General features: G+C 49.6%; 20 protein-coding genes and 1 tRNA gene. 7 read left to right on the top strand and 14 right to left on the bottom strand.

The annotated features are described in order from the left end of the window. Positions 1-185 precede the first annotated feature (185 nt). Positions 186-764 (top strand): biotin transporter BioY, encoded by a 579-nt coding sequence (locus K9N57_06985; GenBank protein ID MCF7803915.1) that lies wholly within the window; start codon positions 186-188, stop codon positions 762-764. A gap of 379 nt (positions 765-1,143) precedes the next feature. Here K9N57_06985 and K9N57_06980 read toward each other — a convergent pair whose 3' ends face one another. From K9N57_06980 to K9N57_06955, 6 genes are all read right to left on the bottom strand, one after another. Then, positions 1,144-1,425, bottom strand: a complete 282-nt coding sequence (locus tag K9N57_06980; protein ID MCF7803914.1) for a co-chaperone GroES — start codon at positions 1,423-1,425, stop codon at positions 1,144-1,146. Between the two features lie 21 nt (positions 1,426-1,446). Then, positions 1,447-2,028 carry a thioredoxin family protein gene (locus K9N57_06975; protein ID MCF7803913.1) on the bottom strand — a complete coding sequence of 194 codons (582 nt, stop codon included), beginning with the start codon at positions 2,026-2,028 and terminating at the stop codon, positions 1,447-1,449. An 820-nt stretch (positions 2,029-2,848) separates the two neighbouring features. Continuing rightward, positions 2,849-3,238 carry a hypothetical protein gene (locus tag K9N57_06970; GenBank protein MCF7803912.1) on the bottom strand — a complete coding sequence of 130 codons (390 nt, stop codon included), beginning with the start codon at positions 3,236-3,238 and terminating at the stop codon, positions 2,849-2,851. Further along, complete coding sequence (locus K9N57_06965) at positions 3,225-4,127, bottom strand: phosphatase PAP2 family protein (protein ID MCF7803911.1); 903 nt, start codon at positions 4,125-4,127, stop codon at positions 3,225-3,227. Before K9N57_06965 ends, K9N57_06970 begins: the two co-directional genes overlap by 14 nt. Next, complete coding sequence (locus K9N57_06960; protein MCF7803910.1) at positions 4,078-5,061, bottom strand: NAD(P)-dependent oxidoreductase; 984 nt, start codon at positions 5,059-5,061, stop codon at positions 4,078-4,080. Before K9N57_06960 ends, K9N57_06965 begins: the two co-directional genes overlap by 50 nt. After that, positions 5,058-6,176, bottom strand: coding sequence for an N-acetyltransferase (locus K9N57_06955; protein ID MCF7803909.1), 1,119 nt, complete (start codon positions 6,174-6,176; stop codon positions 5,058-5,060). Before K9N57_06955 ends, K9N57_06960 begins: the two co-directional genes overlap by 4 nt. Positions 6,177-6,342: 166 nt before the next feature. Here K9N57_06955 and K9N57_06950 point away from each other — a divergent pair. Both K9N57_06950 and K9N57_06945 read left to right on the top strand, forming a co-directional pair. After that, positions 6,343-6,415: transfer RNA gene (locus K9N57_06950), tRNA-Lys, on the top strand. Between the two features lie 287 nt (positions 6,416-6,702). Further along, the gene (locus K9N57_06945) at positions 6,703-8,613 is read left to right on the top strand and encodes a PAS domain-containing protein (protein MCF7803908.1); all 1,911 of its coding nucleotides are present in this window, start codon (positions 6,703-6,705) and stop codon (positions 8,611-8,613) included. A 26-nt stretch (positions 8,614-8,639) separates the two neighbouring features. Here the strand turns inward: K9N57_06945 and K9N57_06940 are convergent, their stop codons facing one another. The 3 genes from K9N57_06940 to K9N57_06930 all read right to left on the bottom strand — a co-directional run bounded on the left by K9N57_06940 (position 8,640) and on the right by K9N57_06930 (position 10,739). Then, positions 8,640-9,251 (bottom strand): cell wall-active antibiotics response protein, encoded by a 612-nt coding sequence (locus tag K9N57_06940; protein MCF7803907.1) that lies wholly within the window; start codon positions 9,249-9,251, stop codon positions 8,640-8,642. 283 nt (positions 9,252-9,534) lie between these two features. Further along, positions 9,535-10,014, bottom strand: a complete 480-nt coding sequence (locus K9N57_06935; protein ID MCF7803906.1) for an HNH endonuclease — start codon at positions 10,012-10,014, stop codon at positions 9,535-9,537. Between the two features lie 293 nt (positions 10,015-10,307). Further along, entirely contained in the window at positions 10,308-10,739 is a 432-nt protein-coding gene (locus K9N57_06930) for a response regulator (GenBank protein ID MCF7803905.1), read from the bottom strand. Positions 10,740-10,839: 100 nt separating this feature from the next. On the opposite strand from K9N57_06930, the gene K9N57_06925 reads away from it, so the two are divergent. From K9N57_06925 to K9N57_06910, 4 genes are all read left to right on the top strand, one after another. Next, entirely contained in the window at positions 10,840-12,297 is a 1,458-nt protein-coding gene (locus tag K9N57_06925; GenBank protein MCF7803904.1) for an oligosaccharide flippase family protein, read from the top strand. A gap of 4 nt (positions 12,298-12,301) precedes the next feature. Then, positions 12,302-13,432: a glycosyltransferase gene (locus K9N57_06920; protein ID MCF7803903.1), complete on the top strand. Its 1,131-nt coding sequence runs from the start codon at positions 12,302-12,304 to the stop codon at positions 13,430-13,432. Between the two features lie 70 nt (positions 13,433-13,502). Further along, entirely contained in the window at positions 13,503-14,615 is a 1,113-nt protein-coding gene (locus tag K9N57_06915) for a glycosyltransferase (protein MCF7803902.1), read from the top strand. 4 nt (positions 14,616-14,619) lie between these two features. Beyond that, entirely contained in the window at positions 14,620-15,552 is a 933-nt protein-coding gene (locus K9N57_06910) for a glycosyltransferase (GenBank protein ID MCF7803901.1), read from the top strand. Between the two features lie 12 nt (positions 15,553-15,564). On the opposite strand, the gene K9N57_06905 is transcribed toward K9N57_06910, so the two are convergent. The 5 genes from K9N57_06905 to K9N57_06885 all read right to left on the bottom strand — a co-directional run bounded on the left by K9N57_06905 (position 15,565) and on the right by K9N57_06885 (position 19,884). Next, entirely contained in the window at positions 15,565-15,756 is a 192-nt protein-coding gene (locus tag K9N57_06905) for a hypothetical protein (protein ID MCF7803900.1), read from the bottom strand. 452 nt (positions 15,757-16,208) lie between these two features. Continuing rightward, entirely contained in the window at positions 16,209-16,880 is a 672-nt protein-coding gene (locus K9N57_06900; protein MCF7803899.1) for a TIGR00730 family Rossman fold protein, read from the bottom strand. Between the two features lie 783 nt (positions 16,881-17,663). After that, positions 17,664-18,794, bottom strand: a complete 1,131-nt coding sequence (locus K9N57_06895) for an esterase (protein ID MCF7803898.1) — start codon at positions 18,792-18,794, stop codon at positions 17,664-17,666. A gap of 83 nt (positions 18,795-18,877) precedes the next feature. Then, the gene (locus K9N57_06890) at positions 18,878-19,507 is read right to left on the bottom strand and encodes a hypothetical protein (GenBank protein ID MCF7803897.1); all 630 of its coding nucleotides are present in this window, start codon (positions 19,505-19,507) and stop codon (positions 18,878-18,880) included. Continuing rightward, on the bottom strand, positions 19,507-19,884 hold the full coding sequence (locus tag K9N57_06885) for a hypothetical protein (protein MCF7803896.1): 378 nt from the start codon (positions 19,882-19,884) through the stop codon (positions 19,507-19,509). Before K9N57_06885 ends, K9N57_06890 begins: the two co-directional genes overlap by 1 nt. Positions 19,885-20,472 lie beyond the last annotated feature (588 nt).

Raw genomic sequence — 20,472 nt, 5'->3', positions numbered from 1 at the left:
CATTTGTGATTCTTCGCGTTTCATTGTGGCAAAAAGATTTTTATCTGAGATCATCCGTTGTTTCTGCGTTTATCTGCTCCGGGAGGAGCCCCTTCCGGGGCGTGCCATATCTTTTTAAAAACTGACTTTATCTTTCATCTGGTTCGGTTATATTTTAGACAAATTATGAAGAACAGGAGCGACTCATGACATATTCAGATATTTTGCGACCTGCGGTGAAGCGGCAGGCACTGGTGTACGATTTTTCACTGGTTATTGGAGGCAGTCTGTTGCTGGCGCTGCTGGCGCAGGTGCAGGTGGTGCTGCCGTTCAGTCCTGTGCCGATTACCGGACAGACATTAGGCGTGCTGTTAGTTGGTGCGCTCTTGGGACGCTGGCGCGGTACCATGGCGGTTTTCGCCTATATTCTTGAGGGCGTAGGCGGTCTGCCGGTATTTGCCGGTGCAGCGGCCGGTCCAGCGGTGCTCGTCGGTCCGACGGGTGGCTACATTATGGGCTTTCTTGCCGCGGCATATGTGACCGGTTACCTGGCCGAGCGCGGCTGGGATCGGAAAACTTGGTCGGCGTTTTCGATGATGACCATCGGAACATCGATTATCTTTATTTCCGGCGTCGCCTGGCTGGTGCATCTAGTGCCCGAAGGGCAGCTGCTGAATATGGGCGTGATTCCATTCCTGCCTGGCGCGCTGATCAAGATTTCGCTGGCGACGCTGTTGCTGCCGGCGGGATGGAAGTTCCTGGGGAAAGATTCCGGAAAGGAATAGCACGCCCCGGAAGGGCTTCTCCCGGAGCGGATGAACGCGGATTAAAAAAACGAATTGAATATTGAGTCACTCTTCGACAGGCCCAGAGTGACGGTTTTAAAAATGCCATCTCTGGGGAGATGGCATTTTTTTTACCACACAATAAGATTACGAGGCTACATTTATTAATTGAAAAAGTGAATACTTTTTATCCAAAAAGCCTTGAAATCTCATTTCAAGGCGATGAAAAAATGTAATAAAAAAAGCCCCGGCGTCCCGGGGCTTTTCATCCCGCCGTAGCGGGATTCCGCATAGGTTCTACCTAAGGGCGGAATCAAGGGAGAAACCCCTGCTGTATAGCCGGGGTGCTCCATCTATTCAGGTGCTGCTTGTTTCCTGGTTAAATACTATCGACCTCTACGTATTTTCCAATGAGATCTTTAAACGGGAGTACCAGAAACTCATCGTCACCGTCGTTAATCTCGGTGGCACCGTTACGGCGGAACATGACCTTGTCCCCAACGGCGACCTCTTCACCGGCGCCTGGCGGGACGGCAACGACTTCGCCCTCGTCCTTGTTCTCTTTGGCCGAGTCCGGGATAATGATGCCGGCGGCGGTTTGCTCTTCTTCCGTGCCCTCCAGTTTGACGAGCACGTTGTCGTTCAGTGGCTGAAAATTGATCATAGTTCGCTCCTTTGATAATTACAGGTTCAACAATCTGTCAATTTCTGCGGTGTTGTAACCGATGACGAACTGGCCGTCGATTTCGGTCTGCGGTACGCCTTGTTGTCCAGTGCGCTGCACCAGTTCCTGCGCGGCGGCCGGATTCGAAGCAACATCGACTTCCGAATATCGGACGTTGTGTTCGTCCAAATACCGCTTGACCTGTGTGCAGTACGGACAGGTCGGCGTGGTGTAGACCGTCACCTGGTGGGCGGAGCCTTCCTCGATGTCACCGTTTGCGGCTGCGTGAAATTTATCCAGGATCTTGCTGTAGAAGCCTTCGGTCTGGACGCCGTAAATATACTCCGCCGGTTTCCCGTGGCGGAAGACCAGTAACGTCGGGACGGTGGTAATATCGTATTCCGGGTGAATATCCGAGACTTCCACGGCGTTTACGCGGTAGATATTGGCATCACCGTTGTGCTCCTGCAGTTTGGATAACGCTCGCACCGCCTCCAGGCTTTTCCGGGATTTGTCCGTATAAAACACGACCAGAAGCAGGTCATCGGTCTCTTGTTTTATGGCTTCAAACTGTTCGCGTGTGGTAATTTGGTCAATCATTCTTTCCTCCGTGCTGCTCTCATTTTCGTCACAATATGTATAGAGGGAATGATTAGGGAATAGTTACAAAAAAAATGGAGCAGGGAGAAAGCAGAAAGGAGAAGGGAAAAAAAGAAAAACCTGTTAGTTGTTCGTGGTTGGTTGTTCGTTGTGAAAGACGTATGGTTTTGCGAATTGGAAGAGATTTACAGGGTGATAATTCCATCCGTCAACTAACGACAAACAACGAACAATCCCGGCTGGTGTGTGGGGAAGCGGAGGCTATTATTTACAGATTTTGAATCTCATTCAAAGGTGAAATAGAATCCACCTTGTGTTAGGGATGTTCTTTAGAGTCCCGAAGGGACGATCGCATTCAGCCCACCAATTTATTGGTGGGTAATCAGTGTCAGTTAATTTTTTCTCAATCCCGTCAGGGACGATTGAATGATAACAAAGCACCCGAAACCACACAAAATTCCTCGTTGGCAAATCCCGCCAGGGATAATCGGAAAATATTGGCCATGGCTTTCAAAAGAACAGCCCGTAATTTCTCGTCGTGTTCAATGGACAATTACCATAAGATGTACGGAATTCGGGAACGATGTGACGGAAAAGGGAGAAGGGAAAAAAACCTGTTAGTTGTTGGTAGTGGGTTGTTCGTCGTGAAAGACATGTGGTTTTGCGGTATTGGAAGTAATTTACAGGGTACTAATAACAACCAACAACAAACGACTAACAACGAACAATCCCGGTAGGGATCCCTTTGGGACAAACTAATACAAGAATAAGAGTATGATTAGGATTAAGATTAAGAAAAAAACTGAATACCCTGTGAGCCTCACTCACGAGTTCCGTACAACGGACACGCCCTCGGATTTGCCTCCGGATCATCCGGCGGCCAGGAGAACATGCGGCCGTCGTCCAGGTGCGTGGCGACAAAATAGTAGAGGGTATCACCGGTGAGTTCCTCGGGGGCAATCGGTAAGACGTACATGCCCTTCCGGTTTTGCCGGAGGGATTTTTCCCTGTAGGCTGCGCTGGTATCCGTGCGAAAAAAACCGTTGACCCAGGTGATGTCGGTGAAGTTGGCAATGACGATAAATTTCAGTTCAATGGTCTGGTTATTCGGCAGAGAATCGGGTGATTCGTGGTAGACGCCAGTTTCCTGCGCGCCGAGAAATACGGGGGTGATCAGAATCAGTAACAGGATCAGGCTATCGAAGCGCATACTCGCCGTACCGGGAGCGTAAATAGTCCAGGAACCGAATAAGCAGTACGCCGAAGATCAGACCGGCCACGGCATCTATGGCATAATGGAACGAGAGATAGACCGTGGAAAAAACCAGACAGGCCACCAAAAACAGTGATGGCAGGGCCAGGCGAGGCTTAATTTTGTAGAGCCAGTACCAGGATAGAAGCGCCACAGAGACGTGCGAACTGGGCACCGCGCCGCCGGGGCTGTCCCCCAGAACGTACAGGATTTTCATCAACGGGATAAACAGGACCCCGTCCGGGAATTTGGCGTAGTGATGTTCGATAGGTCCGATAACCGGAAACATGTAGAAAATGGTGTATTGAATCAGGTAAAACAAGCTGACGTCAAAAACGTAAGAGGCAAATTTTTCCCGGTCGTCCCGGTAGAGCAATAATGCCGGAGCAATCAGGAGCAGATAATAAAAGAAGTAGGTGAAGTGGATAAATTCGGAAAACCAGATCGGCTGGTAGCGATAGAGGATATTGTGCAAATAATCGCCGAACAGGGCATAATCCCATGCGGCCACCAGACTGTCGAACGATCCCTGGAATAAGATGTCACCGATCATCCCGGATTCCCAGTGAAGGAAAAAGAAATAGAGGAGTGGGTACCAGTTCCGGAGGATGGAAAAGACCGGTGACCCTGGAAATCGGTGGCGGAGATGAATCAGGAGAACGCTCAAGATAATCAGGCCGAAATTGGCCCCCAGATAGACCCATCGGCCTTCCACGTGATTCCCCATCAGCAGCAGGAGGATCACCACAATGGCGTTGTAGATCCAGAAGAGCCAGTCTGTCAGCCGGAATGTATTGTCAGAGCCATCCATGTGATTTGTACCAGTCCGCGGTTCGGTAGGCGCCATCCATCAATCCGTATTCTGCCTGAAAGCCCGTCATCCGGGTGAGCTTCTCCGAGGAACAGGTCCAGGCATTCTGCATAATCTCTTTCAGCTTCTGGAAGTTCAGATATGAGGGCTTTTTCCTGGCTCTGATGATCAGTTCGGAGATGCCTGCCACGGGATAGAGGAGCGATCGGGGAACCCGGATGGTCCGGGTGTCGCTGTCCAGAGCATGCGCCAGCGTGGTTTGTATTTGATCCACAGTATATTGATAGTGATCGCTGATATAGAACATTTCCCCGGTGGGAATATCATGTTCAGCCAGGCGGATCAGGCCGTCCACGAGGTCTTCCACGTACACCAAACTCAGGTACAGATCTTCGCCGGTTAATTTAAACTGCCACCCTTTTTGCACAGCTTGAAAAATCGAGTACACTCCGGTATCGAGCGGGCCGTAGACAATTGGCGATCGCATGACGTAAATGGGAAACCGATCCCGGTAATCCTTGAGCGCAATTTCGGCGGCCCGTTTGCTTTCGCCGTAATGATTGATGGGATTGTCCGCCATCTCTTCGGTGCGGGGTTGGCTGACTCCCGACGGGCCACCGGCCGCTAGCGAGCTGACAAAGATGAATTTATCCGGCCGGGTGTTTTGTTTTGCGATAGATTCGACCAGATTGCGGGTACCGCCGTGATTGACCCGGAAATAGCCGTCCCGGTTCACCGCGGTCACCACGCCGGCCAGGTGAAATACCCAGTCAAAACCGTCAACCACTCCTTCCAGAGATTCCTGGGCCAGGAGATCACCGGTGACATAGCTAATATCTCCCAGAGAATTCAACCACCGCGTGTTACTGGTCGGTCGAACAAGGCAGGTGACCTCGTGCCCGTCCCGTTTCAGTCGGGAAACGAGGTTATATCCGATAAACCCGGTGCCGCCGGTGACGAGGACCTTCATAGGGACTGTTCGTAAATCCGGTATGTCTTATAGATTTCTGCGCCCATCTTTTCCAGCGCGTTCCGCATGGGATAGTTGTCTTCCAGAATCCAGGACATTTCGCCGGAATTAAATCCCATTTCAATTCCACGTTTGAACGTTTCATAATACAGGGCGGCATCGATGCCGTGATTCCGATATTTGTCGATTACACCCAGGGCTAACACCCGGACGAAATTTACCTGCCGCATATGCCACAGGATCTTAAACAGTCCGAATGGAAACAGGCGGCCGTTGGCGTACTTTATCGCCTGATTTGCATCGGGGATGGTCAGCGAAAAGCCGACTACCTCGTCCTCCATCTTTGCGATATAGCAGAGATCCGGGTTTACGATCATTTTCAGGTCTTTGGCCAGGTGCTCAAATTCGGCGTCGGTCATGGGGACGGCGCCCCAGTTTCGGCTCCAGGCGGGATTATAGACGCTCTTTATGAGTTCCACTTCATCCCAAAAGTTCTTCATGTCCAGTGTGCGCAGGCTGAAAGGATAGCGTTTTTTAAGAACGTTCACCCCCCTCTCCAGCCGCTCAGGAATAACCGCCGCTTCCTGAATACGATAGGCATAGAGATCTTTGGCTTTGGTCAATCCGGCCTTTTCCAATAATCTTGGGTAATACGGCGGATTATAATTCATCAAAATGACCGGGTCCATATCAAATGCGTCGACCAAAAGGCCGCACTCTTCGTTGGTGGACCAGTTAAACGGTCCCTGGATATGGGAGCACCGGTGATGACGGAGAAATGTTTTCGCCCGGTCAATTAATGCATCGGCTATCGCCTGATTATTGATACATTCGAAAAACCCAAAAAAGCCGGTGCGGTCATTCCACCATTCGTTATAGCGGTGGTTGATATGGGCTGCAATTCTGCCGACTGGTTCGCCATCACGCTCCGCCAGGAATAATTGAGATGTAGCGTGTTCGTGATATGGATGCTTTTCCGGATCCAGCAGAGTGTGCAGGTCCACCATCAAAGGTGGGACCCAGTTGGGATCATCCTGGTAAATTTTCCAGGCGAATTTAATGAATTTGCGCCGATCAGCCGAAGTATTAGCCAAGGCTCGTATCGTAACAGTCATAGCCCCTCGCTTGTCATGGATAGAAATAGGTAGAAGAAAGACAAAGATACAAAGGTGAAACGGGTTTAGCCAACCGAAAAGATGGCCCCCGCACTGCCGATTTCATCTTGCTTTTCGGGGGGGCGAAAATTACCTTTATCTGCTTTGTGATATTTCATGTTTGTGTGGGCCCGTAGCTCAGTTGGTAGAGCAGCGGCCTTTTAAGCCGTCGGTCGGAGGTTCGACTCCTCCCGGGCTCACTTTTTTCTGGCGTCTCCGTTTTTCTCTATAGGCCAATTTATAAGATTCACCAGGCGGGTCTTCCCGTTTTCAGGGATCCCGTTCTATCAAAACAGCCAATGTATTTGCAGAACTTTCCGGAACCATTAGAATGCATTGATACTGTGCTAAATGCTTATTTATCTTTACCGGCGGATTTCGGACATTCAGGGAAGCACAGGCTTATCAAATTGAATATAGACTCAAAGAGATTATTCCATGACGCGAATTCCTTTGTTATGATAAATTCTCATCAGGCCCGCCTTAAATGAACGAACAATTGAAAAAAAATCCACTAATTGATTCGGTATTCGACACCCCGGGGACCTTCGTTGGCGTGTTGGATCCGGAGGGAAATATCGTCCGGATAAACTCACAGGCGCTTGAGTTTATTGATTGTACCGAAGAGGAGATCCTCGGACAATATTTTCCGGATACTCCCTGGTGGGACGATATGCCGGATCTCCGGGACCGGCTAAAGCAAGGTATTGATCAAGTGTTGGAGGGAGAATCAATTCGGTTCGACGCACAACATCTCGGGCCGGATGATACCGAGATCTACGTGGATTTTACACTGACTCCAGTATATAACGATTCCGAGACGGTGCAATTTCTCCTGGCACAGGGCCGGGACATCACGGACAAAATTCGCGCGAAAAGAGATCTGTATAAGGAGCGGGAACTGTTCCGGACCTTGATTGATGCCATTCCGGATTCGGTCTATTTCAAAGATAAGCAACATCGGTTTATTCGGGTAAACAAGGAGAAGGCCAACCACCACGATACCACGCCGGACGAGATGATCGGAAATACCGATTTTGATTATTTTTCCGAAGATGAAGCGCAACGGGCCTGGGAAGACGATGAGTACGTGATAAATGCCGGTGAACCTATTATCGGAAAAGAGGAATCTGTCGTTCACAGTGATGGATCGAGCCATTGGGCGTCTGTGACCAAATTACCTCGGCGAAGCCGAGATGGTGAAATTATCGGGACCATGGGAATCTCCCGGGATATTACCGAACTCAAGGAGACACAGCAGGAGCTGATCCGGGCGCAGCGGATGGAAGCCCTGGGGGAACTGGCCGGCGGTATTGCCCATGACTTTAATAACGTATTGACGATGATTTCCGGTGCAGTGCAGATGGTTAAGGTAAAGGAACTGGATGGACCACTCGAAAAGTATATCGATATGATCGATTCGGCCATCACCCGGGGTGTATCGGTAACGGAGCGACTGCTGACGTTTGCCCGGGCCAAAGCGCCGGAAGTCCGGCCGGTATCCCTCTCGGATTTTCTGTACGAAATTCAGGATATGGCGCAGCATTCTCTGCCGCAGAATGTCCGGATAAAACTTCGCCATTTTAAGGGGCACGATCGGGTGCTTGCCGACGAAGCTCAGCTCCAACAGGTCCTGATGACGCTCTGTATAAACGCGGCAGATGCCATGCCGGAGGGCGGCACCCTGTATCTGGGACTCCGGGAGGTATCAGAAGACGAACAAAAGGCATCCGAATATGCCGGAAATGGGGATTATCTCTGTATCACTGTTGAGGACACCGGGATTGGTATGGATGAAGCGACTCAAAGAAAAATTTTCCAGCCGTTTTTTACCACAAAACAAGATAAGGAAGGAACCGGACTCGGTCTGACCGTTGCGCAAAAAATTATCCACAGTCATAACGGCTGGATCAATGTGGACAGCATCCATGGTCAGGGGGCAATATTCAACGTGTTTCTTCCGATTTCTTCAGAGGTCGTGGCAGAGGATCTCCCGGAGAATATGGACGGGATCCCCACAGGAAACGGGGAATCCATATTGGTGGTGGAGGATGAGACGGAAATCCGGAATGTCATTGTGGAGGTATTGGAAAACAACGGGTATCGCACATATAATGCGGAAAACGGGGAGAATGCGTTATCATTATTCAGAGCAAATCACAACGAAATCGATACAGTCCTGACCGATCTCGGACTACCGGATATGAACGGAAAACAGGTGGCAAAACAGATCCGGGAAATAAATCCGGACATTCCGATAATCGCCATCACCGGATATGTGAATACCGAAAAATATAAGAAACTGTTTGATTACGGATTCCAAACAATTATCCAGAAGCCATGTAAATTACAACAAATATTGGAATCTGTTGATCAGGTGCTTAATTCTTCAGAATAGTTCCGAGGCTGGTACTAAAACAACATTTAATGCTTTATTTCAATTCCGCCGAACCCGACTGTACAATAAAATGTCACCACCGGAAATTTTTCGCCCTCCAGCTGTTCCCGGGGTAAAACATTCGATTCGATGCCACCCAGAATGGGGGTGCCTTTCACCCGAACGTCCCAATTGCGCGGCACCCGGATTTCTGCGCCACCGAACAGGACCGTGACATCAAAGGTAACCTCTTCGGCCGCAGCGGAAGTATCGGCCAGATCAATCTCCACTCCGCCAAAAATTGCAGAAACCTCGCCGTGTTTGAGAGCCGGAACAGTAAACCGCTGACTGATACCGCCAAACAGGGCGTGAGCACGGATAATTTCGTCGTCCTTTGCGGAGGCCGTATGCGCAGAGAGTTTGATGCCCCGTCGCTTCAGAATCAACGAAATGCCGATCGCGACCAAAATTAGTGGCCAGAACTGCACTACCTGGGACCAATTGATCACCTCAAGAGTAACACTCAGGAACACCAAACCACCCAGGAATAATCCCAGGCCACCCTTGCGTTCGCCACGTTGGAGTTTTATAACGCCAACAATGATGAATATAAGCGGCCACCAGTCGCCGAGAATATGCCCAAGGCTGAGGATGTCCAACGTCTCAAGCAGGAAGACGATTCCAGCCAGAATGAGAACGATGCCAACCCAGGGAAATTGGGTGGACGTGTCACGCTGTGATGTATTGATAAGCCCCTCCGTTGTGAGAGTTCGTTGTAGAATGCTAATTGTCTCAATATGGCTATGAAACAGATAGATAAAAAGTAAAAATATTGAGCGGCCGCTCAGACTATAGTTACTTCAAATGAAAGGAAACGAATTGCTCACGTCCCGGAGGCTCACATTGATAATATTTGAAACATACACCAGGTCCGGTGAGAAATCAGGTCACATGAGCCCATAATTTGTTATTTACGATTTGAGAAATCGTGGTTTTTGTTACCTGGTACTCTTTTGCCAGTTGTTGATGAGTAATGCCGTCCTCTTTGGCAGCGCGGATGGCCCGGATATCCTGTTCACACAGCTTGGAATTTGGATTTTTTTCTCCGCGCTGTGAAGCCGGAATCAGTTCCCGCTTCTGATATGCCTGCCGGGTGCGCTCAGATCGGGTGGTAATATAGATGTGGTTGGGATTGACGCAGCTGTTATCCTCACAGATATGAGAGACTACCCAGTTCTTGGGGATTTTACGTTCGTAATAGATTTGGTACAGTAACCGCAGGGCGGAGACCATTTCCCCCTGCAGGCTGAACAGGGGATAACCTGAATTATTTTTTGTTCCTTCCCAGACCCAGCAGCTTTCATCTCCGCTGGATCCCAGGCTGTCCATGAAGCGTCTGCGGTCCTTAGTCTTGAGTATCATAGTCTTGTCCTTTTTCCGGTTTAAGGGCAGGGTATTTTAGAGCCGGTTACGCCTCACGAATGCCGTGTCCCGCTCTTTTTCAATTGCGCCGGTGAATTCCGCCCATAAGATAATGTATATTAAATATACCCATTATAATTAATTTATGAAATAAATTTCGCCATTGGATATACAATTATTTTAAAGAGATTGGTTGGATGCGTTATATCTTTGGATCTATGATTGGTATAAGTTTTTGAATATCAACTTTTTAGTGTGAATTACTTTTTAAGAAAAACCCCAGAGTAACGCCGTCAGTTGCTATCGGAATTGAGTCCAAAAGTACACTGTACAGTTGCTCCACGCGCCTCGGCGAGACTCAGTCCCTGGCGAATTGTTTGCGGAAGAAAATACTGCTCCCGCTTCGGGAGTGCGACGTCGGCCCCGGCTTTGAGCAACTTCCGGTTGAGGTATTCAGATGAGGAGACGCCGATAACCGCCCCGTCATAACCATTGGAGCGCGCAATTTGTATCAGTTCCTCCCCGGAATAATCGCCGGGGAGCTGATAATCCATAAGCATAAAATGAAACTGCCGTCGGCGAAGAGTCTCTAAAAATCGCTGGCCGGATTCCAGGAGAGTCACGTCACATCCGTTCAGATATTTTCGATGGACGAGTTCTCTGAACTCGGCGCTGTCCTCCACGAACAACACGGGGCAGGTGGTCGATTTTGATTGTCCATGCATAGTTCAGAGTATAAGTTATTGAAGCTTTCATTGCCAAACTTCCCTTTTTTCATTAGAATGCACGCCGTTATGGGGTTTTCCAACGAGTTATGGTGGTCGGGTGTTTGACCAGTTAAAAAAGTTATTTACGGATTCCGTAATTTACGGGGTGGGGTATATCGCCACCCGGGTTATCACATTTCTTTTGTTACCGTTTTACACGAACACCCTTACCAAAGAAGAATATGGCATTATTGCGCTGGGCTTCTTCTTCGCCGGATTCGCCAAGATCGTGTATCGATACGGCACGGACTCCGCGTTGATCCGGAATTACGAGCTCGCGGAAGAGCCGGAGAACAAACGACTTATTTTTTCCACAGGATTCTGGTCGGTTTCCGGAACCTCACTAATTCTGAGTTTGCTGATTCTGCTTGCGGCCAATCCCATTGCCTCCGCCCTGTTTGAGACGACCGAACTCTCCCTGATTATAGTGTTACTGGCTGGAATTATCCTGTTGGATACGCTGAATGTGCTCCCCCAGACCCTGCTGCGCATTCGGGAGCAACCGGTCTATTATGTCTTTGTGAGTTTTGTGAATGTAACGGTAACCCTTGGATTGAACATTTACCTGGTCGGATATCTGCAAATGGGCGTGGTTGGCGTTTTCATCGCCAATATTATTGCCAGCTCGGCGATGTTTGTAACCCTGACACCGGTACTTTTCCGGGAGCTAACGCCGAGATTTTCAAAGGAAAGATGGCTCGCTCTCTTCAAATTCGGTCTGCCTCTAATTCCTGCGGGAATTGGGAGCATGATCATGGAGCTCATCGACCGGCCGATCCTGAAAGAACTGACCGATGTAGCCACCGTTGGCCTTTACAGCGCGGGCTACAAACTCGGTATCTTCATGATGCTGGTGGTCAGCGCGTTTTACTTTGCGTGGCAGCCGTTTTTTATGAAGGCCGGCCAGCAGGAGAACGGGCCGGAGATTTTCTCCCGCGTATTTACCTATTTCATGTTTATTCTCTGCGGATTATTTATAGGATTAACCTTTCTCCTGGAATATTTGGTGAGAATTCCGCTTCCCGGTATGGGGACGCTGCTAGGTCCGGATTTCCTCAGTGCCACCATCATCGTTCCGATTATTTTCGCCGCCTACATTATGTACGGTGCCTACATTAACTTCCTTCCTGGAATATACCTGAAAAACAAATCCGGAAAACTGGCCATTTATACCGGTGTTGGCGCTATCGCAAATATCGCCGGAAATTTCCTGCTGATCCCATCGCTGGGAATTACAGGGGCTGCTCTGGCTACATTTTTGGGCTATGCCGTGATGGCGGTGCTGCTCTACCGGGCGAACCGGACACTCTATCCCATTCCGTATCAGTGGAGAAAAGTGGCGACCACCTTTGGGATTACTGTCGTTCTCGTCGGAATTTATTACCTCACAGACCTGTCATTATCAGTCAGAATTTTGATGATTCTCGCATACGTCGTACTGCATTTCGTCTTTGGATTCGTTCGGATGAGCGAACTGAAACAACTGGCTGGCCGTTTCAAACGGGTGAGCGCGTAAGCCGATGCATATTTGCCACCTGACACTCGGCCATTCGCCGTATGATGATCGGATTTATTATAAGGAACTTTGGAGTCTACGCGGTTGGGCGGATACAATTTCCCTGATTGCCCGGGAGGTTTCGGAACCCGAGATATCCTATTCCGACATTCAGGTTGTCCCGTTTCCGCTCAAATCCCTAAGGAAAAATTTGGTTCGTATATGTAACCTTGCCGTGGAATTACAGGCTGATCTCTACCATCTACACGAGGCGGAATTGTTGATGCTGGCCCCGTGGTTACGCCGCCGGACTAATGCTGCCATCGTTTACGACATGCATGAACCGCTCCCCGAAGTCATCCGGGATTTTTCGCCGGCAAGTTATCCGAAGCGAATGCTTGTGTCCTTTTTGCTGGGCGCACTCGAACATATCGGGCTTCCCCTGGTCGACGGGGTGGTTTTTACGGCCAGACCGCTCGCTCAACAGATGAGATGGGCTACGCGTGACCATGCAATAATATATAATTTCCCACGACGTGATATTTTTAATAGACCGGATCCCGAAATCGCACAGGATGATTTTACCGTACTGTATCAGGGACAAATCGCTCCCGCCCGGGGAATATCGGAATTGATTACCGGATTTGGCAAATTCTATCAAAGAGAAAAGGCGGGGAAACTCCGGATTATCGGGAGGTATGACCCGCCAGAATATGAGAGTGAGTTGCGCTGCCGTATATCCGATCAAAATCTTGAGCCAGTAGTTGTGCTTAACGACCCGGTCCCGCATTCACAAATGCCTCAAGTATTGGCGAGAGCCTCTGTTGGAATTATGGCGCTTTTTCCAACGCCGGCCTTTCGAAAAAGCGTCCAGGGTAAGACATTCGAGTACCTTGCCTCGGGCCTTCCGGTGATTGCCGGGAATTATCCTTCGGCCCATCAATTTCTCGGTGAAAATCGGGCGGGTATTATTTTGGAAGAAACAACGCCGTCCAACATTGCCGCGGCTATCGAAAAACTGTATGCAAATCCAAAACTTCGCAACAAAATGAGCGAAAACGGTATCCGGGCAGTGGAGAGCCATCTGAATTGGTCCCGAATGCAGGAGGAATTACACAAATTTTATACACGGATATTCGCAAAGAAGCGCGGATAACCGTCAATTGCGGCTACCGGCGGTTTTTTCTAATTTTAACGGAAATGGAACAGATTAGAAGGCCAAATTCTTGAAAATCCTTTATCTCACAACAGAAAACAACGCAGGCACGCTGGAAATCTGGCAGCGTGCGCACCGGGACCTCGGGAACGAGGCGCGGTACGTGACTTTGTTCCCCAACGAAAGCCAGTTCCCGGAGGATATCCATCTTGACCTGCCACTGACGCCCAACGCCAAGTGGCTCCAGTGGATTAAAAAGTTCGCATACAAAGCTCATGGACCGGCCGGCATGTACGAGGAGCCGGACGGGTATCCGCCGTACTGGGAGCCACAGAATTTTGCGGAAAAGTGGTTTTTCACGATCCGGGATGCCATCTGGTCACCGATTATCCGGAGTGCTCTCAGGGAATACGACTTGTGGGATTTCGACATCTATCACCTGGAAGGCGGCATCGGGTTTTTCCGGGATGCCCGCGTTATTCAGGATCTGAGTGCCGCCGGGAAGCATATCGTCTGCAGCTATCACGGGACGGATTTGCGGCTCAGGGGGGTTATTCCTGCCATCGATGCAGTGGCGGACGTCAACATCACCAGCGAACTTGACCTCCTGGAGAAGCATCCGAACATCGAGTATGTATTTCTTCCGTTTGAGACCACCGAGTACGAGGCGAACTACGATCTCCACAGTCCGATCCGGATGTGTCACGCTACGCGAAACCGGTACTTTAAAGGTTCATCGCGGATTATCCAAGTGTGCGAGCAGATCGCGTCAGAGCGGGACGACGCCGAGTTTGTCCTCATCGAAAACCGGCCCCACGACGAAACGCTGGAACTGAAAGCTTCTTCCGATGTGTACATCGACCAGATCTCCAACACCGGCGGCTGGGGTTACGGCATGAATTCCGTGGAATCCCTGTCCATGGGATTATGCTGCTGCACCAACCTGATCCAGCAATACGAAGAGTTTCTGCCGGATCATCCGTTTGTCAACGTTTCGAACGAAACGCTCTACGAAGATCTGAATCAACTCCTTGACGATCCGGAAAAAATTCGGGATCGCGCCCGGTACGGCAAGCGGTGGGTGGAAAAATATCACGATGTGAAAAACGTTATCCGCTCAGTTTACATGATATATCACCGGGAAGGCTGGATCGATTCACTTCCCTGGGGAAATGGGCGGTAAATCCATGGATTACTCCGTCATTATTCCGGCATACAACGCCTCGAATACAATCAGGCTCTGTATACGGTCAATCCTGAATCAGGAATTACAGGACTCAATCACCGGTGAAATCATCGTTGTCGATGACGGATCCACCGACGACACTCGCGAAAAGGTAACAGGCTACAATTCGAGTGAACCGACACTGCGGATCCTGCAGCACTCTGAGAACCGGGGACTGGCCGCGGCGAGAAATACGGGACTGGAGGCCTCTTCCGGGGAGATACTTTTTTTTCTCGATTCGGATATGACCGCCGAAAAGGACTACATTCAATCCCATCTCGAGTATTATGAATCAGCTCCGGATATCAGCGGCATCATTAACAAATACGTGCCGGGAGACGAGACGCCGAGAACCAAATTTACGCGATACCTCTACCGAAAATCTCGCGGAGCCGGCCAGTCGGGGGAAGGTGGAACGGTCCCGGCGCATCAGATACTCTTCGGCTGTACCAGTATGCGACGAACAGTCTATGAGCAGGTGGGCGGGTTTGACGAAAACCTAAAGGCATACGGGGGAGACGATACGGAATATGCCTTCCGAATAACGCAACAGATCCAAAGCCAATTTATCTATACAGCGAAGACGGAATTACAACATCACCATTTTCGGACGTTGGATCGGACCCGGACGCTGCTGTACCAATACGGAAAAGAATCCGTGCCGTATCTGGTCGAAAAATATCCTGAATTGTCATCACGAGTAGGACTGGATATTGTCGGCTGGTCGGCAGACGGCACATATTCCTCGGTGAGAAAAGCCGTTCTACTCTCCAGTATTACTGAGGGGCTAGGAAGATTTCTGTATACGATAACTCCACCGCCGGTATCCCACATTTTTGTCAGGTATCTTCTGGGCGTCGCTGTGTTACGGGGATTTTTCGAAGCGACGGAATAGTATTTCGACGGATCAGTCTGTAGAAGTACGGCGGTCGTCCGCGCAACAAAGAATGGCTAAATCACGCCAGTTGTGCAGGGGATTGAAGTCCCCCTCGACGCGGCGGTGACATTCCGCGGCCGAAGCCGGTCCATTCGGACACGGCACATCCAGCAGGGGACACCAGGTATCTTTGGCGGCGGGAGGCGCTGTTTGAGTTTCCATAAAACCCTTTCGGTTACATTCCCTGAGAAAAATGCAACTTCCGTACCGCCTTTCCTCCAAAGAATGTAAGTTCCATGAAATCCCTGCCTCGCCTGAGTTTCAGTCCGTTGTGGGGAATCTCATTTTCCGAAAGGGGAAGGTGTTTTACAAATTGTGGGAATAAAAATGCGGATATTCAGGAATTTATTACCGTGGATGAGTATGGTGTACTGCGTGCTACGTAGAACTCTTCCATTAGTTGACCATGGTACACTACAGTGAAATATGTTAATTTACTTGAATAATACCACAACGCCAGTCATCCTGAGCGGAGTTCCGATTTGTCGGAACGCAGCCGAAGGATCTCGTGGGTTTACCTCCGCAGATTCCTTCTCGAGATTCCTCCACTCCGCTTCGCTCCGGTCGGAATGACGGGTTTTCACCCATTGCGAGAAAAAAAATTGTACGCAGCACTACTTATGATTCTCATACCAGTCCAGGATATAACTGATCGCTTCGTCTTCATCGTCACTGATGTGAAAAATGTCCATATCTTCGGGGCTGATTTTACCTTCGCGTACGAGTCTGGTCTGCATCCATTTGACGAGGCCGGCCCAGTAATCCGAATCCATTAGAACCACCGGAATCGGCTCGATTTTTTTGGTCTGAATCAAGGTGATGACTTCTGAGAATTCGTCCATGGTTCCGAATCCGCCTGGAACCAAAACAAAAGCGGAGGCGTATTTGACGAACATGACCTTGCGAACGAAAAAGTATCGGAAGTCTATTCCGATTTCTACGTACGGGTTGGAATCCTGCTCATGCGGGAGTTCGATATTTAAGCCGATGGAGGGTCTCTCCGCCTCCTTGGCGCCCTTGTTAGCCGCCTCCATGGAACCGGGACCGCCGCCGGTAATAATGCTGAAACCGTGATCCCCGAGTTTCTTCGCCATGCGCTCAGTCATGAGATAGTCTGCGTGATCCTTCGGGGTTCTGGCCGATCCCCAGAATACTACTGCTTTGCCAAGCTGAGAAAGGGTGTCGAACCCATCCACGAATTCTGCCATAATCCGAAAAATTCGCCACGGGTCGCTGTAGAGTGATTCCAGGTTTTCCGGTAACCGGATATCTTCGTTGTCTGCCATTGAATAAATCCTTCGGTTAGATAAGAGATCGCTTCAGCGTGTAATATAGGATGTGATTCGACGGTCCACCAGATTTGATCGCAGCGGATATAGATATCCTACTTTCCCCGAATGAAGGATGTAGAGTGAAGAGTGAGAATTGGGAAAGTGGGGAGAAGCCCAATGGGCTTCAACATGAATAGCCGCCGGTGAAACCGGCAAAGCGGGATAAATTTACAATGAGACAACCCCGCATGGGGTTGACCAGATTAGGCAATTACGTTCGGAAACAGGCCGGGCTTCACACATTTACAGACACAACTCACCCCTTTAGTTCCCCTCTCTTCGAAGAGAGGGGAAAAGCAGCAGGGTCGCCGATAAACGCATTTCCCTTCCTCTTCTGAAGAGGAAGGGATAAAGGGATGGAGTTGTTTTTTGAAAAAATTTACCCCAATTTTGATAATATCAAAGTGCCCTGTAGTACTATAGAATGAAGAAGGTAAACACTTCTGTGGTTGGTTCACCGCGGCGAATTGGATATTGAAGAATGAATAACAAACCGAAAAATGTCCAATATCGAATGTCGAAGTGCCCTATCCCGCCTCCCCGAATGGAGAAGGCGGAATGAAAAGTGAAGAATGAAGAAGGATATTAGCGGAGACCGAACCCCCCGGGCGCTGAACAGATAAATCCAAGTCCCGGAGGGACGATTGATGCATAGCCCCGGGCTTCAGCCCGGGGTAAATTGTCGCATTCTTAAAATTGGAATCCCGTCAGGGATGACTGGTGTCTCTAATTATTCTATCACTCCTGAAACAACAGCTGTGCCGTCTCCGACATATAGTCCCGGACATTCATCCAGGTGTGTCCGCCGCCGGGAAAGGAAGAGGTGTACTCAATACCTCTCTCATCGAACGCCGCCGCGAGTGCCTGCGCGGAATCGTACAGCATATCCTCGGTGCCGCAGCTCAGCCACAATAAATTGAGTTTCCTGTTGAGCGTCTCGGATGAGGCGTACAGGTTAGTGAAATTGTCTTGGAATTCCCGCTCCCAAACAGCCGGAGAGAAGGCACAGACATATGAAAACATTTCCGGATAACCCAGTCCTGCAGCCAGTATTTGTCGACCGCCCAGCGAGAAACCGGCGATAGCCCGATGCGCCGCATTTTCGATGGTACGATAGTTTTCTTCCGTGTACGGGATAACGTCTTTTGCGAGATCTTCGGTAAACGGATCGGTGCGCAGCAAATCCATCTCCATGTCCGGATCGTTTTTCATCAGCGCCGGAAACGGATTGGCGTACGGCATCACCACAATCATCGGCTCGGCCTTGTCCTGTGCAATCAGGTTATCCAGGATAAAATTGATGCGTCCAACCTTGTACCAGGTCTCATGGGTATCCGTCATCCCATGAATTAAATAGAGCACGGGATACTTCGTCCCTGTATTTTCCTCATATCCCGGTGGAGTGTAGACAACGACCGGCCGAGTGAGTCCCAGCGATTCCGAGGTGTAATATTCGTAACTTATCTTTCCGTGGGGAACGTCCTGTTTGGAGTGAATCAGCGGTTTGTTGCCGGGAAGATCCAGGAGGCTGCGCTTGAACCGTTCATTGGGAAAAATGTCCGGATTATTCGGATCGGCGACATTGGTGCCGTCCACGATAAAAAAGTATGGGTTAATATCGGGGTCGATAGAATCCACGGTTATGCTCCAAATGCCGGAGGTATCTTGAGTCATCAGGCGGGATTCCCGCAGAAATTCGGCGGAGAGTTTCACAGTATCGGCCTGGGGAGCGCGATACCGAAACGTAACAGACTTGTCAGGATGAATTTCCGGCGAGGTGATCCAGGACGGACGCTGGCCTTTCACCTCGATGGTAAGAGCACAAATCAGAAATAAAACAACCGCTGTAGTTCGGAACCACGTATTCATTTTATCGCTCCATTGTTTCGGTTAGAGATAAACGATGTTGCATTGCCTGCGTGCTATCCACGGAAAAGGGCACCCGGGTGAAATTACGCGGATTGCGGCCGCAAATTGTTCAATTCGATCCGTCCCAGCGATTCTTCGCCGTGCCAGGCCTCAACCCAGCTTTTATCCACCAACTCCTGCAGGGTCATTCTGGCATTGAGATAGGCCTCAATATTTTGATTGTCAAAAATGACCCGCAGCCGGTTCGTTGTATCGTTTTCCCAGACGATGTCGAGTACGATCCCATCCAGAGAAGAAGAAAAGACGGTGTTCCAGTCCAGGCTCATCAGCTTCAGTATAGGAGGAAAATACGTGGCACCAATCCGTTGGGCCTCCTCCAGAAAGTCGTAGGGCACTGCGAATGTTGCCGGAGTCGTAATCGCAAGCCCGGCATAGTAACCCTGCTCAATTCCTGGCGTTCCCGATGACATCTCCAGGATTTCCAGTCCTTCTTTGCGGAACCGGACATCCCTATCGGGGAACTGTTGGTCCAGAGCTTCTTCCATTTCCCGAAATCCCGGATAGAGCATCTGCGCAATATCCCGTAGGAGAGGTGACTCGTATTTGTCCAGCGATTTGATGGCACGGGAGCCGGTAAATTCACCAGTACCGGCACAACTGATGAGTATTATGCCGGTAAAAGCGCAGGTACAATAATATCGAATTTTATGCATTAGCTGTTCTTTAATAAAAGTTGAAGGTAATTCCGGAACAGATACAGGCATTCCTGCAGGACAGGATTCTGCTCTCCGTCAATCCGAAGCCGGCGAGTCAACCGATACCACCACAGCGGAGCCCAACTCTCCGTCCACTCTCGTAGTGCATCCCAGGAACGCCAGGAAAGATGTAAATCCGGACTCTCCGGCGTAGTCGTGTTCCAAAATATGCGACCGTTTAGTATTGAAACCACACCGCTGATTTTTGGTTCAGTAATTTCAAAGATAATTGTAAGGTCGGCATTCTCCGTATTGGCCCGAAAATCCCTGTCATGCTCCACAGATCGAAACGCGGCAGCAATCAGATTTGTGATGTCGTCTGCATGTGGTTTCATACGAGGGTAAAAAGTAAATTTGGAAGCCTCTATTGTCCAGACATTTGGTGCGGGTTATTGGGAGTAAACGCAAGAGATAAGAATCTCCAACTTCAGAATATCCAATATCGAATATCGAAGTGCCCCATCCAAACGCCTTCAAGAATGAAAAATAAATAATGTAGTATGATGAATGAAAAACGATGAAGTATAAAAGTTGGAGACCGGCGACGGGAGACCGGAAAAACTGGACGGGATATAAAGGAGAACGTCCAACCGAGCAACTGAATACGATCGACAGGGGACATCCGACACTCGACACATGACGTCTTTAACCTGAACACCGGAACACTCGAACACCCTAACACCTCTGTTGATCAAAACCCCTTGTATCCAACCCGGCCTCCCTCTAATTTTGCTTTCAATAGAACGCAGATGAACACAGAAAAAATGGATTAACGCAGATAAATAGATGAACGAGAATGCGGAGAAAGTAGAGCAAATGGCTGATTGTCCCGGAGGGATACCTTCAGGAACAGTTCTTAGTTAGTTGTAACCAAGTCGTGCTTCTTCGCGTTACTTCGCGGCTAATAGGTTTTTATCTGTGAT

This window comes from Candidatus Neomarinimicrobiota bacterium (genome assembly GCA_021734025.1).
Classification (GTDB): domain Bacteria; phylum Fidelibacterota; class JAANXI01; order JAANXI01; family JAANXI01; genus JAANXI01.
This window is presented reverse-complemented; position numbering and strand designations above follow the sequence as displayed.